The sequence below is a fragment of the Micromonospora sp. B11E3 genome, assembly GCF_039871625.1.
Classification (GTDB): Bacteria; Actinomycetota; Actinomycetes; order Mycobacteriales; family Micromonosporaceae; genus Micromonospora.
In genome coordinates this window covers 48,573-63,999 of sequence record NZ_JBDPMC010000003.1, presented here as the reverse complement: position 1 = coordinate 63,999, position 15,427 = coordinate 48,573, and the positions used below count along the sequence as shown (strand labels likewise).

At 73.5% G+C, this 15,427-nt stretch carries 11 protein-coding genes; 8 read left to right on the top strand and 3 right to left on the bottom strand.

Annotated elements, in window-relative coordinates:
- Positions 1–90 precede the first annotated feature (90 nt).
- Positions 91–6,474 carry a PKD domain-containing protein gene (locus ABGB16_RS02540; RefSeq protein WP_347666313.1) on the top strand — a complete coding sequence of 2,128 codons (6,384 nt, stop codon included), beginning with the start codon at positions 91–93 and terminating at the stop codon, positions 6,472–6,474.
- Positions 6,475–6,534: 60 nt separating this feature from the next.
- Here ABGB16_RS02540 and ABGB16_RS02535 read toward each other — a convergent pair whose 3' ends face one another.
- From ABGB16_RS02535 to ABGB16_RS02525, 3 genes are all read right to left on the bottom strand, one after another.
- Positions 6,535–6,963: a hypothetical protein gene (locus tag ABGB16_RS02535; RefSeq protein ID WP_347666312.1), complete on the bottom strand. Its 429-nt coding sequence runs from the start codon at positions 6,961–6,963 to the stop codon at positions 6,535–6,537.
- A 180-nt stretch (positions 6,964–7,143) separates the two neighbouring features.
- Complete coding sequence (locus tag ABGB16_RS02530) at positions 7,144–8,352, bottom strand: cation:proton antiporter (RefSeq protein WP_347666311.1); 1,209 nt, start codon at positions 8,350–8,352, stop codon at positions 7,144–7,146.
- Between the two features lie 7 nt (positions 8,353–8,359).
- On the bottom strand, positions 8,360–8,860 hold the full coding sequence (locus ABGB16_RS02525) for a cation:proton antiporter regulatory subunit (RefSeq protein WP_347666310.1): 501 nt from the start codon (positions 8,858–8,860) through the stop codon (positions 8,360–8,362).
- A 121-nt stretch (positions 8,861–8,981) separates the two neighbouring features.
- On the opposite strand from ABGB16_RS02525, the gene ABGB16_RS02520 reads away from it, so the two are divergent.
- The 7 genes from ABGB16_RS02520 to ABGB16_RS02490 all read left to right on the top strand — a co-directional run bounded on the left by ABGB16_RS02520 (position 8,982) and on the right by ABGB16_RS02490 (position 15,421).
- Positions 8,982–9,341 carry a hypothetical protein gene (locus ABGB16_RS02520; protein WP_347666309.1) on the top strand — a complete coding sequence of 120 codons (360 nt, stop codon included), beginning with the start codon at positions 8,982–8,984 and terminating at the stop codon, positions 9,339–9,341.
- A gap of 377 nt (positions 9,342–9,718) precedes the next feature.
- Positions 9,719–12,310, top strand: coding sequence for an ATP-dependent chaperone ClpB (gene clpB, locus ABGB16_RS02515; protein ID WP_347666308.1), 2,592 nt, complete (start codon positions 9,719–9,721; stop codon positions 12,308–12,310).
- A 155-nt stretch (positions 12,311–12,465) separates the two neighbouring features.
- Positions 12,466–12,843, top strand: coding sequence for a hypothetical protein (locus tag ABGB16_RS02510; RefSeq protein ID WP_347666307.1), 378 nt, complete (start codon positions 12,466–12,468; stop codon positions 12,841–12,843).
- 70 nt (positions 12,844–12,913) lie between these two features.
- A complete protein-coding gene (locus ABGB16_RS02505; protein WP_347666306.1) occupies positions 12,914–13,783 on the top strand; it encodes a hypothetical protein in 870 nt (289 codons plus the stop codon).
- Positions 13,784–13,863: 80 nt separating this feature from the next.
- Positions 13,864–14,493: a DUF4178 domain-containing protein gene (locus tag ABGB16_RS02500; protein WP_347666305.1), complete on the top strand. Its 630-nt coding sequence runs from the start codon at positions 13,864–13,866 to the stop codon at positions 14,491–14,493.
- A 2-nt stretch (positions 14,494–14,495) separates the two neighbouring features.
- Positions 14,496–14,999: a DUF2617 family protein gene (locus tag ABGB16_RS02495; protein ID WP_347666304.1), complete on the top strand. Its 504-nt coding sequence runs from the start codon at positions 14,496–14,498 to the stop codon at positions 14,997–14,999.
- Positions 14,996–15,421, top strand: coding sequence for a DUF4247 domain-containing protein (locus tag ABGB16_RS02490; protein ID WP_347666303.1), 426 nt, complete (start codon positions 14,996–14,998; stop codon positions 15,419–15,421). The genes ABGB16_RS02495 and ABGB16_RS02490 overlap by 4 nt, the downstream gene beginning before the upstream one ends.
- The last annotated feature ends 6 nt before the right edge of the window (positions 15,422–15,427 follow it).

Here is a 15,427-nt window from a genome sequence, read left to right as displayed (position 1 = left end):
GCCGCATGGCTCCGGCAAGCGTCGCGCAAGCGCCCCGCAAGCGCCGGCTGACAGGGTCCCCATGTTGCCTCACCATGCCCGGAGACCCGCATGTCCTTCACCCTGTCCGCCCGCCGACGCCTCGCCGCGCTACTTGCCGGCGTGGTGGCGGTGCCCCTGCTCGGGGCGGTGACGGCGCCGCCACAAGCGACGGCCGCCGCCTCCACCCCCACCGTCACCATCGTCGACCTCGGCGTCATGGGGCGGCTCAACGACGTCAGCACGGCCGTCGGAGAGCTGAACGACGCCGGGCTCGTCGCCGCCGGCCGGTGGATCGAGGGGGTCGACTCGCACACCAGCGCCCTGCTGCTCCAGGCCGGGAAGCCCCCCGTCGACCTGCACCCCCTCATTCCCGGCGCCGGTGGCAGCACCACCCGGGACGTGAACGACGCCGGCGACGCGGTGGGCTTCTGGACCGGCTCCGGCGAGAGCGCCGGCTCGTTCCTCTACCGCGACGGCGCCGTCACCAAGCTCGACCTGCTGAGCGCGGAGGCGATCAGCGACACCGGCTTCGTCGCCGGCGGCGACTGGGTCCGGGACCCGCAGGGCGAGGTGCTGCGCCTGGGCAGCCTCGGCGGCGGGCAGACCCACGCCGACGGGGTCAACGACGAGGGCGTGGTCGTGGGTGTCTCCGACACCGACCCGGCGCCGGACGTGCTGTCGCCCCGCGCCTTCCGTACCAGGCCCGGCAAGCCGATCTCCGCCGACGACGCCCTGGCCTCCCCGCTCGGCGGGCGCTCGCAGGCCTTCGACGTCAACGACGCCGGTCAGGTCGCCGGCTGGGGCGGCGAGCCCGGCAGCGGCGGCCACCAGCCGGTCATCTGGCAGGCCAACGGCATTCCGGCCCTCTACCGCACCAGCTACGGCGGGGAGGTCAACGCGCTCAACGAGGCCGGTGCCGGCGTCGGCGCGATGCGGATGCAGAACCTCACGTACGACCACGCGGCGCTGTTCCAGGACGGCGGGGTCACCGACCTCAACACCCTGCTGCCCGAGGGCAGCGACTGGGAACTGGTGGCAGCCACCGGCATCAACGACGCCGGGCAGATCAGCGGCTACGGCCGCCGCAACGGCGACTGGGCCCGGCACGCGTTCGTCATGACCCTCGGCGAGGGGCCGGTGCTCGACAGCGTCCGCGTCGAGCACCAGGAGTACCCGAGTGGCACGTGGGTGGACGCCACCCGCAACGGCACCACCGACGGCAACACGGTCCGGGTGACCGTACGGTTCACCAACCGCAGTGAGCTGGCCAGCATCACCACGGTCGAGCTCGTCGACGCCGAGACCGGCGAGGTGGTGGAGAACGGCAAGCGGCTCGACGTCCTCGACCCGGGGGAGAGCCTGACCCGCCAGTTCCGCTGGGACACCGTGGGCCTGGCGTGGAACCGCGACGGCAGCGCCCACCCCGACCCGCGACGCCTGATCGTCCGGCTGCGCGTGTCGGACAGGGTCCGCGACGCCAGGGAGATCCCGCTGCTGGTGAAGCCGCGGCCGGTGATCCTGGTCCACGGCTACAAGAGCAACGCCGCGTCGTCCTGGGGCAAGTACCAGCCGTTCCTCGAATCGGCGCACCCGCTGCTGCACGGCTGGGCGGTCGGCGACGGCCAGGAGGTGGGGGTGCTCAGGACCGGCTCGCTGGACGCGCCGTTCGAGCGTACGAACACGATCTCGGAGAACGCGCGGCAGGAGGCGGCGTACATCGACGGCGTCCGGGCACGGACCGACGCCTGGCACGTCGACGTCGTCGCCCACTCGATGGGCGGTCTGATCTCCCGCTGGTACGTGCAGGAGCTGATGCCGGAGTCGAAGGACTCCCGCCCGGTGGTCAACCGGCTGATCATGATGGGTACCCCCAACATGGGCTCGCCCTGCGCGGACCTGGCCCTGGACACCGCGGCGATCGCCGGTGAGGAAGCCCCGCTGATGCCCGCCACCCAGCAGCTCAGCACCGCCTACGTCGCGACCTCGTTCAACCCGAACATCACCGACCGGCGCGGGGTGACCTTCTCCAACATGGTCGGAGTGGGGCACGTGGTGCCGTGCTACTTCCACGGGGTGGGCGACGGCGTCGTCACCCGGGACAGCGCCCGGTACGTCTACGAGGACGTGCCGGAGTCCGACAGCTTCCACACCTCGATGACCGAGGAACTCGCCGACTTCACCTCGTACGTCCTGCCCCGCCTGGCCCGCGACCCCCGGCAGAACGACACCCCGGACCGCACCAACCTCGTACCCGGGGAGGAGCGGGCCCCGATCGTGGCCCCGCAGGGGATCGGCGCCGCGGTTCCGGCCGTCCCGGCCGGCGCGACGGTCGACGTACCGCTCGACGTGCCCACCGGCGAGCAGGCCGGCGTGGTCGCCATGGCGCCGCCGTCGGTCGGCGTCACCCTGCTCGACCCCTCCGGCGCCGAGCGCGGCAGCTCCCCGGCCGCGGCCGACGCCGACCAGCCCTTCCGCGGGCTCGTCGTCGACGACCCCGCGGCCGGTCGCTGGACGCTCCGGCTGACGAACACGGGCACCGGCGAGGCGCGGGTGCCGCTGAGCGCCTGGATCGCGGGCAACCCGCTCACCGTCGAGGCGACGGCGGCGCAGGTCGCCCCGGACGGCACCGTGCGGGTGTCCGCCCGGCTCGACCACGACGGCAAGGCCGTGCCGGGGGCCGACGTCGAGGCGGTGGTGCTCGGTGAGCGGGGCGACCGTGCCGAGCTGACCCTGCACGACGACGGCGGCCACGACGACGGCGCCGCCGGCGACGGCGTGTACGCCGGCACGCTCGTGCTGGGCGCCGGCCCGCACTCGGTCGTCGTGACGGCGAAGTCCGACCGGGGCACCCGGGTGGGCCGCACCGCCGTCGAGGTGGAGCCGGTCGACACGGGCTCGTACACCCTGTCGGTGGAGGCCGGGCCCGGCGGTCAGGTGACCGTCGAGCCGCAGCAGGACGAGTACCCGGCCGGCACGGAGGTGACCCTGCACGCCGCGCCGAAGCCCGGCTTCCTGCTCCAGGGCTGGACCGTGGACGGCAAGCCCGCTGGCACGACCCGGGACCTGAAGCTGAAGATGGACCGGGACCACACGGTGGTCGCCCGCTTCCTGACCTACGCCATCACCGACCTGGGCAGCCTCTCCCCGGATCCGCAGGACTCGGTCGAGGGCCTCGCGCTCAACGACAGGGGCCAGGTCGTCGGCCGGACGATCGTGGTCCGCCGGGACGGCAGCAAGACCGCCCGCGCCTTCCTCTGGGAGGACGGGACGATGCGCAACCTCGGCACCCTGCCCTGCACCACCAGCAGCGGCGCGGACGGGCAGTGCGTCAGCTTCGCCGGCGACATCAACAACGACGGCGTCGTGGTCGGCACCAGCGAGGAGGTCAACCGCGGCAGCGACCACAAGGACGGCTGGCACGCCTTCCGCTGGGCGGACGGCCGGATGACCGCGCTGCCCGCCATGCCCGACGCGGTCGGCGGCGGCTTCGCCAGCGCGTACGGCATCAACGACGACGGCGAGATCGTCGGATACTCGATGGAGCAGGACCCCGACTGGGACTACCGGTGGTGGGCGGTCCGCTGGAACGCCTCGGGCGAGCGGACGGTCGCCACCCAGGACATCGCGTTCGACACCGCACCGACCCGGGCCGGCATCAACGCCTCGGGGGCGGTGGTCGGGCACGAGTACGTGCCGAACGGCTGGCGGGCGGCGGTCTGGGCCGACGGCGAGGTCAGCCCCGTCGCCGTCCCGACCGCCTGCGCGGCCGACGGCAGCCGGGCGCACGACATCGCCGACAACGGCACCGTGGTCGGGGAGGTCTGCACCCTGGGGACCTACGACCAGAAGAACGCCTTCGTCTCCCGGGACGGGAAGACCACCGACCTCGGGCGCGGCGTCGCGTACGCGGTGAACGAGTCCGGCCTGGTGGTCGGCACGGGGCAGACGCTGTCGTGGGACTCGACCGGCCGGGCCGTGCTCTGGCAGGACGGCGTCAAGTACGAGCTGGCCAGCCTGGCCGGCGGCGGCTGCCAGGGCGAGGGAGAGGAGGTCTACAGCTCGCCCTGCGTGGGCCTGACCTCGGCCGTCGACGTCAACGAGCGCGGACAGATCCTGGTGAACGGATCGGTGACCACCCGCAAGCCCGGTGACCCGAAGACGGTGCTGCGGGTGGCTCGGCCCCTGCTGCTGACGCCGGTCACGGCGACCGCCGACCTCGACGTCGAGCAGGCCGTCTCGGCGCCCACCACCGCCCCGGGCGCCCCGGTCACCTGGACGACCACGGTGACCAACGCCGGGCCCGACACCGCCACGGCCGTGCACCTGGAGACGCTCCTGCCCGACGGGGTCACCGTCACCGGTTGCACCGTGAGCACCGGGGAGGCCTGCGAGGCCGACACCACCCTGCGTTCCGTGGTCCTGTCCGAGCTGGCCGGCGGCGAGTCGGTGCGGCTCACGGTGCGGGGAACGGTCACGGCCGGGCCCGGCGCCACGCTGACCGCGACGGCTCAGGCCTGGTCCCGACCGGTGCCGGACCTGACCCGCGACAACGACTCCGCGACCGCGACGACGACCGTGGTCCAGCTGCTCGACAGGACCGCGCTGAAGTTCTGGGACCAGTGGGTGGGCTCCACCAGCTACCCGTCCACCGTCACGCTGACCAACCGGCTCAGCGTGCCGCTGCCGGTGACCGGGGTGTCCGCGACCGGCGACTTCGCCGCGTCGACCAGCTGCCCCGCCGTCCTGGCGCCCGAGGCGTCGTGCCTGGTGCAGGTGACGTTCACGCCAACCGCCCTGGGGACGCGGACCGGCACCGTGAAGATAACCACCGAGGTGACCACGCTGACCGTGGCGGTCGACGGCAACGGGATCGCCGCGAACGCCCGGCCCGTCGTGACGAGTCCCGCCCCGGTGACCGTGCCAGAGGGCTCCGAGGTCGTCCTCACGGTGCCGTTCACCGACGCGGACACCGCCGACACCCACACCGCCCAGGTGGTCTGGCCCCGCCAGCCGATGCCCGGACCGATCCCCGCGAAGGTGGGCGAGCGGGACGGCAGCGGGACGGTGACGGCGACCTGGACGTACAGCGACAACTTCTCGGACACGGCGGCCGTGATCGTGACGGACAGCAAGGGCGAGGTGGGCTTCGCCCCGGCGCCGTTCACCGTGGCGAACGTCGCGCCGACGGTCTCGGTCGGGCCGGACGCGACCCTGGAACCGGGCGGCACGCTGACCCGGAACGGCTCGGTCACCGACCCGAGCGCGGTGGACGCCGTGACCGCGACGGTGGACTACGGCGACGGCACCGGTGCGCAGCCGCTGCCGCTCGGCGCGGACCGTACCTTCGCGCTCTCCCACGGCTACGCCACGGCCGGCACGTACACCGTGACCGTGACCGCCCGTGACGACGACGGCGGGGTCGGCGCGGCGAGCTTCACCGTGACCGTCCGGGCCCGTAACGAGGCGCCCCACCTGGAGTGGATGCCGCCGGCCGCCACGCCGGCCGAGGGCGAGCCGCTGTCGATGCCGGGTTCGGTCACCGACCCGGACGGCGACGCCGTCACCGTCACCGTGGACTACGGCGACGGTACGGAGCCGGGGCCGGTCCAGGTGCGGGACGGCCGGTTCGTCCTCGACCACACCTACGCCGAGGACGGCGAGCACACCGTCACGCTCCGGGCGGACGACGGCCGCGGGGGCACGGACAGCGGCACCGTCCGGGTCGTCGTGCTCAACGCCGCACCGCGGGTACGCATCGACGCGCCCACCTCGGGCCTGGTCGTGCCCGTGGGCACGGAGGTGCGACTGGCCGGCTCCTTCACCGACGCCGGCCGGAAGGACACCCACACGGCGCGGTGGCTGGTGGACGGCGTGGCGGTGCCGGGCGCGGTCGACGAGCGGGACGGGTCCGGCACGGTTACGGCCACCCGGCGGTTCACGGAGCCGGGGGTGTATCCGCTGCAACTGACCGTGACCGACGACGACGGCGGCAGCGGGAGCACGGTCGACGTGGGGGACGCCGAGGCGTACGTCGTCGTGTACGACCCGGACGGCGGCTTCGTCACCGGCGGTGTCCGCCTGACCGTGGGCGACCAGAAGGCATCCCTCGGCTTCGTCGCCCGGTACGAGAAGGACGCCACCACGCCCAGCGGGGAGACGCAGCTGTCGGTGCGGGACGCCGGGCTGGACCTGCACAGCACCAGCTACGAGTGGCTGACCGTCGGGCCGGGCCGGGCGCAGTACCGGGGCACCGGAACGCTCGGCGGGCGCAGCGGCTACGCCTTCCTGGTCAGCGTGGTCGACGGCGCCGTGGTCGGCGGCCCGGACCGGATCCGGGTGAAGGTGTGGGAGGTCGCGACCGGGACCGTCGTGTACGACACCCAGCCCGGTGCCCCGCTGACCGCGGATCCGACCACCGCGGTCGACGGCGGGAACCTGGTCGTGCACCCGTAGCGGGTGTGCGACGGACTGGCGGGGCGCACCGGGGGGGTGCGCCCCGCCAGTCATCACGTACTAGAGGCGGCGGTTCTCCCGTACCAGGCCGCCCTCGCACCAGTCCCGGTAGGCGAAGAGGTCCGGCCGGGCCGTCAGCACGCGGCTGTTGTGCGCCCAGGTCCGCATCAACTGGTCGCCGTCGCGCTCGGCCTGCTCGACCAGCTTCCGGAAGCGCCGCTTCGGGTGGGCGCGGAAGTTCGTCCGGATGGCGTCGGCGGCGTAGATGTAGAGGCAGTGCAGGGTGAATCGGCGGGCCGGGCAGGCCGGGTCCATTGCCAGCGCGAAGAGGGTCTGCACCAGATGGTCCCCGGCCAGCAGCAGGTCCCAGTCCGGCGGCATCGACGCCAGCGGCACCGAATCCGGCTGGTACGCCCACGCCCGCAACTCCGCCGGGGATGGGTCGACGGGGTTGGCGAAGCCGCGGAACGTCGACTCCTGCACGTTCACCGGCCAACCTTCCGGTCGCGTCCGCGGGGGACCGGCCGCCCGTGGACCCTGGCTGTTGGGGCGAAACCGTAACCCGCGCCATCGACCAGTGGAAGGGCCGAACACATTCGATGGCCCGACGGACAGGGCCGGGCCGACCGTACGGTCGACCCGGCCCCTGTGCGGTCCGGCGGTCCGGCGTCAGTCGGCGGCGCTGACCGCCGGCTGCGTCCGCTGGCGGGCTGCCCGCCTCCGCAGCCACCGCTTGAACCAGGCGAAGTCCGGCAGCCGGGCCAGCATCGGCCCGGTCACCACGGTGATCAGCACGTACGTCGTCGCCAGCGCCGCGAGCTTCGGCTCGACGCTCCCGGCGGCCACGGCGAGCCCCGCGATGACGATCGAGAACTCCCCGCGCGGCACCAGGGCCAGGCCGGCCCGCCATCGACCGGGCTCCTTGATCCCCACCCGCCGGGCGGCCAGGTAGCCGGTGAGCGTCTTCGTCGCCATCGTCACCAGGGCCAGCCCGAGCGCCGGCAGCAGCACCGGCGGGATGTCCCGCGGGTCGGTGACCAGCCCGAAGAAGAGGAAGAAGACCGCGGCGAAGAGATCGCGTAGCGGGGAGAGCATCTCGGTCGCGTGGTGTGCGACCGGGCCGGAGAGGGCGATGCCGACGAGGAACGCGCCGACCGCCGCCGACACCTGGAGCTTCGCCGCGACGCCGGCGACCAGCAGGGTCAGCCCGAGCACGCCCAGCAGCAGCGCCTCCGGGTCCTTGGCCGACATGGCCGAGGAGATCAGGTGGCCGTACCGGATCGCGACCACCAGCACCAGCAGCACCGTGCCGACCGCCACGGCGAGCGCGATGCCGCCGCCCAGTAGGCCGCTGCCGGCGAGCACGGCGGTGAGCAGCGGCAGGTAGAGCGCCATCGCCAGGTCCTCGATGACCAGCACCGAGAGGACGACCGGGGTCTCCCGGTTACCGAGGCGGCCCAGGTCGGCCAGCACCTTGGCGATCACCCCGGACGAGGAGACCCAGGTGATGCCGGCCAGCACGACGGCGGCCACCCAGTTCCAGCCGAGCAGCAGGGCGAAGGCCGCGCCGGGCAGGGCGTTGAGCAGCCCGTCGAGCAGACCGGCGGGCGCCGCCGAGCGGAGGTTGCCGACCAGTTCGCCGGCCGAGTACTCCAGGCCGAGCATGACGAGCAGCAGGATCACGCCGATCTCGGCGCCGACGGCGAAGAACTCCTCGCTGGCGGCGAGCGGCTCGATGCCGCCGTGCCCGAAGACGAGCCCGGCGAGCAGGTAGAGCGGAATGGGTGAGAGGCCGATCCGGCGGCCGAACCGGCCGAGGAGCCCCAGCAGGAACAGCAGGGCCCCGACCTCGATGAGCAGTGTTTTGGTCTCGTGCATCCGCGCCTCAGCCGTCCGGGTCGCTGTCGGCCAGGATGGCGCTGACGCCGTCGAGCCCCTGGCGGGTACCGACCACGACCACCACGTCACCGGCGTCGAAGCGGAAGGCGGGGTCCGGCGAGACGATCACCTCGCCGTGGCGCAGCACGGCCACGATCGAGGCGCTGGTGCGGGTGCGCGCCTTGGTGTCGCCCAGCCGCCGGTTGACGTACTTCGAGCCGGCGGGGATGGCGATCTGCTCGGTGAGCAGCCCGGCCGCCTGGTCGCGCAGGCCGGAGAGCTGCCCGAGCATCAGCGAGGCGCCGAGGATGTCGGCCAACGCCTCCGCCTCGTCGTCTGTCAGGGGTATGTCGGCCTGACAGGAGTCGGGATCGTCCGGGTCGTACAGGACGAGGTCACGGCGGCCATTGCGGTGGGAGACCACGCCGAGCCGGCGTCCGGATTCCGTCACCAGGTCGTGACGCACGCCGATCCCGGGCAGGGCAGTCTGTTCGACACGTACTCGCACGTCGGCAAGGGTACAGAGGGAGGAGAAGGTCGATGACCGGTCGACTCCCGCGTGGGGTGGTCGCGCTGCTGGTCGTACCGCTGCTGGCCGGCTGTTCGGTCGGCGACGTCCGCCGCCGGCCGTGCGGCCCGACCCGGACGGCCAGGCGTGGCTGGTCGGTGACCGCCGGGACCGGGGCGGCTTTCCGTCGGTCTGGCGGTTCCACGGCGGATGGACGCCGGTGCGCGCCGACGGGCACCCCGAGGAGATCTCCTCCGTCGCGCCGATCGGCGGCGGCCTGCTCGCGGTGAACGGCCCGGCTGGCACCGGCGTGGTCGGCGAGGACCGGTACCACGCCCTCGGCTGGCCGCCGGGGCGCGACCACTACCTCACCGTCCTGCCCGACGGCACGATCGCCGCCCGCGGCCCGGCGGATTTCCTCCTGGCCACCGGCCGGTACGCGGACCGCCGCTGGGTGCGGGTGGCGCTGGAGGCGGCCTGACGCGGCCCCGGGGCCGTGAGGCCGTCGGGCGCGTTGGCGTCCTGGACCCATTCCTCCGCCCTGTGGAGCTGCCCCGTTCGTGCTATCGAGGCGGCCTATCGAGGCGGCGCGGCGAGGGTACGCGCGGCGCAGGGCCTCGCGGCGAGCTCGGTGGTAAGGGCTGCGGGTCCGTGACTCCGCTCGTTCTGCGTGCCGGCCAAGTGCGCCGGGCCGGCAGGCGATAGCACAGACGGGGCAGCTCCACAGTCGCCGCAGCACCCTCCCGCGCCCGCCCGCGCCGCCCGACAAGTGACTCAGCTCACACTCCCAAGGTTGAGCGGAATAGGCTCAACTCTGGTTGTGTCGTTTCCAGTGGACACGCCGATCCGGGGGAGCCCATGAACACGGAACGTCTCACCACCAAGAGCCGCGAAACGATCACCGGTGCCGTCGCGCTGGCGAACCAGCGTGGTCACGCCACCGTGGAGCCCTGGCACCTGCTGCTGTCGCTGCTGGACACCGAGGGCTCGACCGCCGCCGGCCTGCTGCGCGCCGTCGGGGCCGACCCCGCCGAGCTGCGCCGGGTCGCCCAGCGCACGGTCGACGCCCTGCCCGCGGCCCGCGGCTCCAGCATCGCCGAGCCCACCCTGGCCCGGGAGTTCGTCAACGCCATCGGCGCCGCCGAGCAGATCGCCCGCCCGCTGGGCGACGAGTACACCTCGACCGAGCACCTGCTCGCCGGCCTGGCGCGGGTCGGCGGCGCGGTGTCCGTCGCGCTGCGCAACGCCGGCGCGACCGAGGAGAACCTGGTGGCCGCCTTCCCGACCGTCCGGGGCGGGGACCGGCGGGTCACCAGCGCCGACCCCGAGCAGACCTACCAGGCGCTGGCCAAGTACGGCGTCGACCTGACCGCCAGCGCCCGCGAGGGGAAGATCGACCCGGTGATCGGCCGGGACTCCGAGATTCGCCGGGTGATCCAGGTGCTGTCCCGGCGTACCAAGAACAACCCGGTGCTGATCGGAGAGCCCGGCGTCGGCAAGACCGCAATCGTGGAGGGCCTGGCCCAGCGCATCGTGGCCGGCGACGTGCCCGAGTCGCTGCGGGACAAGAAGCTGGTCTCGCTCGACCTCGGCGCGATGGTGGCCGGCGCCCAGTACCGCGGCCAGTTCGAGGAGCGGCTGAAGTCCGTGCTGGAGGAGATCAAGAACTCCGACGGGCAGGTCATCACGTTCCTCGACGAGCTGCACACCGTGGTCGGCGCCGGCAAGGGCGAGGGCTCGATGGACGCCGGCAACATGCTCAAGCCCATGCTCGCCCGCGGCGAGCTGCGCATGGTGGGCGCGACCACGCTGGACGAGTACCGCGAGCACATCGAGAAGGACCCGGCACTGGAGCGCCGCTTCCAGCCGGTGCTGGTCGGCGAGCCGACGATCGAGGACACCATCGGCATCCTGCGCGGCCTCAAGGAACGCTACGAGGTGCACCACGGCGTACGGATCACCGACGCGGCGCTGGTCGCCGCCGCCGCCCTGTCCGACCGCTACATCGCCGACCGGTTCCTGCCGGACAAGGCGATCGACCTGGTCGACGAGTCCGCGTCCCGGCTGCGCATGGAGATCGACTCCCGCCCGGTCGAGGTGGACGAGATCGAGCGCGCCGTGCGCCGGCTGGAGATCGAGGAGATGGCGCTGGCCAAGGAGCCGGACGCCGCCTCCGCCGAGCGGCTGGAGCGGCTGCGCAAGGAGTTGGCCGACAAGCGCGAGCAGCTCACCGCGCTCTCCGAACGCTGGCAGCTGGAGAAGAGCCACATCACCAAGCTCTCCACCGCCAAGGAGGAGCTGGAGCGGCTCGGCGGCGAGGCCGAGCGGGCCGAGCGCGACGGCGAGCTGGAACGGGCCGCCGAGCTGCGGTACGGCCGCATCCCGGCGCTCAACGCCGAGCTGAAGCAGGCCGAGGAGGAGCTGGCCCGGCTCCAGGCCGACGGCGCGATGCTCAAGGAGGAGGTCGGCGCGGACGACATCGCGGCCGTCGTCGCCTCGTGGACCGGCATTCCCGCCGGCCGCCTGCTGGAGGGCGAGACCGCGAAGCTGCTCCGGATGGAGGAGTCGCTGGGCGCCCGCGTGGTCGGCCAGCCCGAGGCGGTCTCGGCCGTCTCCGACGCGGTCCGGCGCGCCCGGGCCGGGGTCGCCGACCCGGACCGCCCGACCGGCAGCTTCCTCTTCCTCGGGCCGACCGGCGTCGGCAAGACCGAGCTGGCCAAGGCCCTCGCCGAGTTCCTGTTCGACGACGAGCGGGCGATGGTCCGCATCGACATGAGCGAGTACGGCGAGAAGCACTCCGTGGCCCGCCTGGTAGGCGCCCCGCCCGGATACGTCGGCTATGAGGAGGGCGGGCAGCTCACCGAGGCGGTGCGCCGCCGGCCGTACTCGGTGGTGCTGCTGGACGAGGTGGAGAAGGCCCACCCGGACGTCTTCGACGTGCTGCTCCAGGTGCTCGACGACGGACGGCTCACCGATGGCCAGGGCCGTACGGTCGACTTCCGCAACTCGATCCTGATCCTCACCTCCAACCTCGGGTCGTCGGTGATCAGCGACCTGACGCTGGCCGAGGAGCAGCGCCGCGAGGGGGTGCTCGCCGTGGTGCGCTCGCACTTCAAGCCGGAGTTCCTCAACCGCCTCGACGACATCGTGGTCTTCGCCGGCCTGCGGGGCGACGACCTGCGCGCCATCGTGGACATCCAGCTGACGCGGATGCGGCGGCGGCTCGCCGACCGCCGGCTCGGGCTGGAGATCACCGAGGCGGCCCGGACCTGGCTCGCCGAGCACGGGTACGACCCGATCTACGGCGCCCGTCCGCTGCGCCGGCTGGTGCAGTCCGCCATCGGCGACCAACTCGCCAGGGCGCTGCTCTCCGGCACGGTCCGCGACGGCGACACGGTCCGGGTCGACCTGGCCGACGCCAAGGACGGCCTGACGGTCACCGCCGCCTGACCCGTACCGACCAGCCCGCCCGGCCGGCCCCCTCGCACGGGCCGGCCGGCCCCGCCTCTGGTGATCAAGAAGTTTGCGTCGTGGAGCCGCGCATCGGTGACGCAAACTTCTTGGTCAACAGGGTCAGGCAGTGCGCGAGCGGGCAGTAGGGAGGCATGGTGGGGATCGGAAGGAAGGACCGGGAGCTCGACGCGGCCGTCCACGAGCTCGCCGGGGCCGACACCCTGGCGTTCGGTGGGGTGGGGATAGCCGGCACGCTGCTGCCCGCGACCGAGGCGTACCGATACCTGGAGCGGACGCTCGACGAGCGCCCCGGGGCAGCCCGGGAAAAGGTCGACTGGTTGCTCGGGCACGGGTCGCCGGCCGGGAAGGCGTACGCCGCGACACTGCTCGCCCGGGTCGACGCGGGGGCGGGCCGGGCGGCGTGGCAGCGGCTCCGCGAGGACGGGGGCGAGTTCACCACGTTCAGCGGATGCCTGATGGGGCGGGCGACGCTGCGCGAGTACGCCACCGCCCAGCTCGCGGGAAGCTGATCAACCAGCCAGGGGCGCGCTGGCCGATCGGGGCTGCCGCCCGTGGAACGCGGGCCGTACCGTCCGAGCCATGACCGCACCCGTGTCCGTCCCGGTCCGCCCGCCCCGACCGACCTCGGTGACCGTCGCCTGCTGGCTGCAGGTCGCCGCGGTGGCGGTGCTGCTCGGGCTGGTCGGCATGGTGGCGTTCGAGGCGGTGTGGTTCGACGCGCAGATCGACGAGGTGGCCCGGCTGGTTCCGGGCGCCGATCCGGCCGAGGTGCGGGGCGAGCGGACGGGCAACGTCGTCGGGGCGCTCTTCCTCGGCGTACCCGCCCTGCTTCTCGCCGGCTGGCTCGCCGGCACCGCCCTGCCGCTGCGCCGGGGCCGGAACACCGCGCGCATCCTGGTCTACGTCTCCAGCGGCGCGCAACTGCTGCTCTGCCTCTTCCAGGCGTGCTCCGGGGCGCTGGTGATCCCGTTCGTCCTCGCGCTCGGCTTCGATGAGGGGATGGACGCCGAGCCCGAGCCGTTTCCCGACGATGTCCCGTGGCAGGAGTCGAGGTTCCTGGAGACCCTGTACGACCGGCAGCAGGCCCACGACGACGTGATCTTCCCGGTCGGCGGGATCGGCGTGCTGACCGTTTACCTGCTCACCGCGACCGTGGTGTTGCTGCTTTCCCTGTCGTCCGCGAACCGGTACTTCCGGCCCCGCGCCGAGCAGTGGCCGGGCGGGCCGTCGCCGTACGCCGGCTGGCCCCCTGGGCCGTATCCGATGGTGGCGCCTGTGGCGCCGTATCCGATGGGGCCGACGGTTCCGCAGCCCGGCGCCTGGGTGCCGGCCGGTTGTCCGGTCCCGCCGGGCTACCTGATCTGCCCCGACCCGGCTGTGCACGTGGCCCGCGCGGCGGCCCCCGCCGAGCCGCCCGGCAGCGATCGCCCCGAAACCCTCGGTGCCTGAGTCTTCACCCAGTCATGCGAGAGTTTCCCGACGTGCGCGCGGTTGTTACCGTCTCCGCCAACGCACGTGGGGAGGCGGTCGTGGACGGTTCCGTGGCATACCTGGTGACGACGCTGGGGTGCCTCGTCGGGGTGGCCGGCGTCGTGATCGCCGTGGTGGCGCTCCGCAAGGCCCGCGCCAGGCCCCGCCCGCAGGCACCGGGCGATCCGTTCCGCGACCGGGACGCCGACGCGCTGCGCGGTGACCCGCGGCGGCTGCGTCCCGGCGACATCGTCGAGATCCGCGGCGTGTCGTACGCGGTGCGCGGCTCGGTGCGGCTCGACGAGGGCGGATGGAGCTGGTCCGAGCACCTGCTCGACGACGCCGCGGGCGGCCGGCGTTGGCTCTCGGTCGAGGAGGACCCGGACCTGGAGCTGGTGCTCTGGACGGCGGAGCCGAGCGCCACGCTGACCCCGGGCGCCCCGACCGTCGATTTCGACGGGCGTCGGTTCGCCAGCCAGGAGTCCGGCTCCGCGCGCTTCACTGCCACCGGGACGACCGGCCTCGACCCGGCCGGCACCATGCGCTACCACGACTACCGGTCCCCCGATGGGGCCCGGCTCTCCTTCGAGGCGTACGGGACCGCGGGGTGGGAGGTCGCCCGGGGCGAGCTGCTGCACCGCGCCGAGGTGATGGTGTACCCGCAGGGCGACCCGGGCAAGGTGGACTGACTGTGCTGGTCACCCTGGACGCCCCGTACGTCGACACCCGCGCCGCCGACCTCAGCCTCGCCCTCGACGACGCCGAGCGCCCCGCGCTGCACGTGCTCGACCTCGACCTGCCCGCCGGGCTCCGGCTGCGCCTGCGCCTGCTCGGTGCCTCGCACCAGGTGGTGCTCCGCGCGGCGGGGGCCGAGCTGACCGAGACCGTCGCGTGCCTGCCCGGCCGGCCGCCGGAGCTGCCCGCCACGCTGCTCGACGCGGCGAACGGCTACCGGTTCGCCGCGACCGTGCTCCGCCCGCCGCCCGGAGAGCTCAGCGACCGGGTCGGCGCCCTCCGCGCCGAGCTGGCCGGCGACCCGTACGCGCTGGTCGGGGTCTTCCCCGGCGACGTCGACGCGGTGACCGCCCTCGCGGTGCGGCCCGACCCGCCCGGCGGGACGGTCGGCTGGCACACCTGGCACGCGTACCCCCAGACCAACGAGCTGGTCCTGACCGAGACGGTGGTAAGCCTGTGACGTACCGACGGTGGTTCGTGGTCGGAGCGGCGTTCGCCGTCATCGGCGCGCTGGTCGCCGCCTTCGCGATCTTCTACGGCAACTTCTCCCCGCGCGGCTACGTCGAGGACCGCTACAGCCGGGCCGTCAGCCGGGACATCGACGACGACGCGGTCGCGTACACGTCGGCGAAGTCGCCGAGCCAGGTCGCCAAGGAGGTGACCGACGCCTGGCAGCCGGCCGACCAGTACGTCGACGGCAGCGGCGTCTACCTGCGCTACGACGACGACTCGGTGGTGATCCTGCCGATCGCCGCCGGCTCGCTGATCCTGCTCGAGCGCATGTCCACCGCCTACCCCCGCTACCACTCGACCGTCGGGTCGCACTGGGGCTGGGGACGCGGCAGCACGGTCCGGGGCGGCGGCCCCGGCTCGGGCAAGTAGCCCGAC

What these genes read in the sequence shown, in the direction of transcription:
- ABGB16_RS02540 (WP_347666313.1), top strand. Translation starts at nt 91, where the DNA reads ATGTCCTTCACCCTGTCCGCCCGCCGACGCCTCGCCGCGCTACTTGCC.
- ABGB16_RS02530 (WP_347666311.1), bottom strand. Translation starts at nt 8,352, where the DNA reads ATGCACGAGACCAAAACACTGCTCATCGAGGTCGGGGCCCTGCTGTTC.
- clpB (WP_347666308.1), top strand. Translation starts at nt 9,719, where the DNA reads ATGAACACGGAACGTCTCACCACCAAGAGCCGCGAAACGATCACCGGT.
- ABGB16_RS02510 (WP_347666307.1), top strand. Translation starts at nt 12,466, where the DNA reads ATGGTGGGGATCGGAAGGAAGGACCGGGAGCTCGACGCGGCCGTCCAC.
- ABGB16_RS02505 (WP_347666306.1), top strand. Translation starts at nt 12,914, where the DNA reads ATGACCGCACCCGTGTCCGTCCCGGTCCGCCCGCCCCGACCGACCTCG.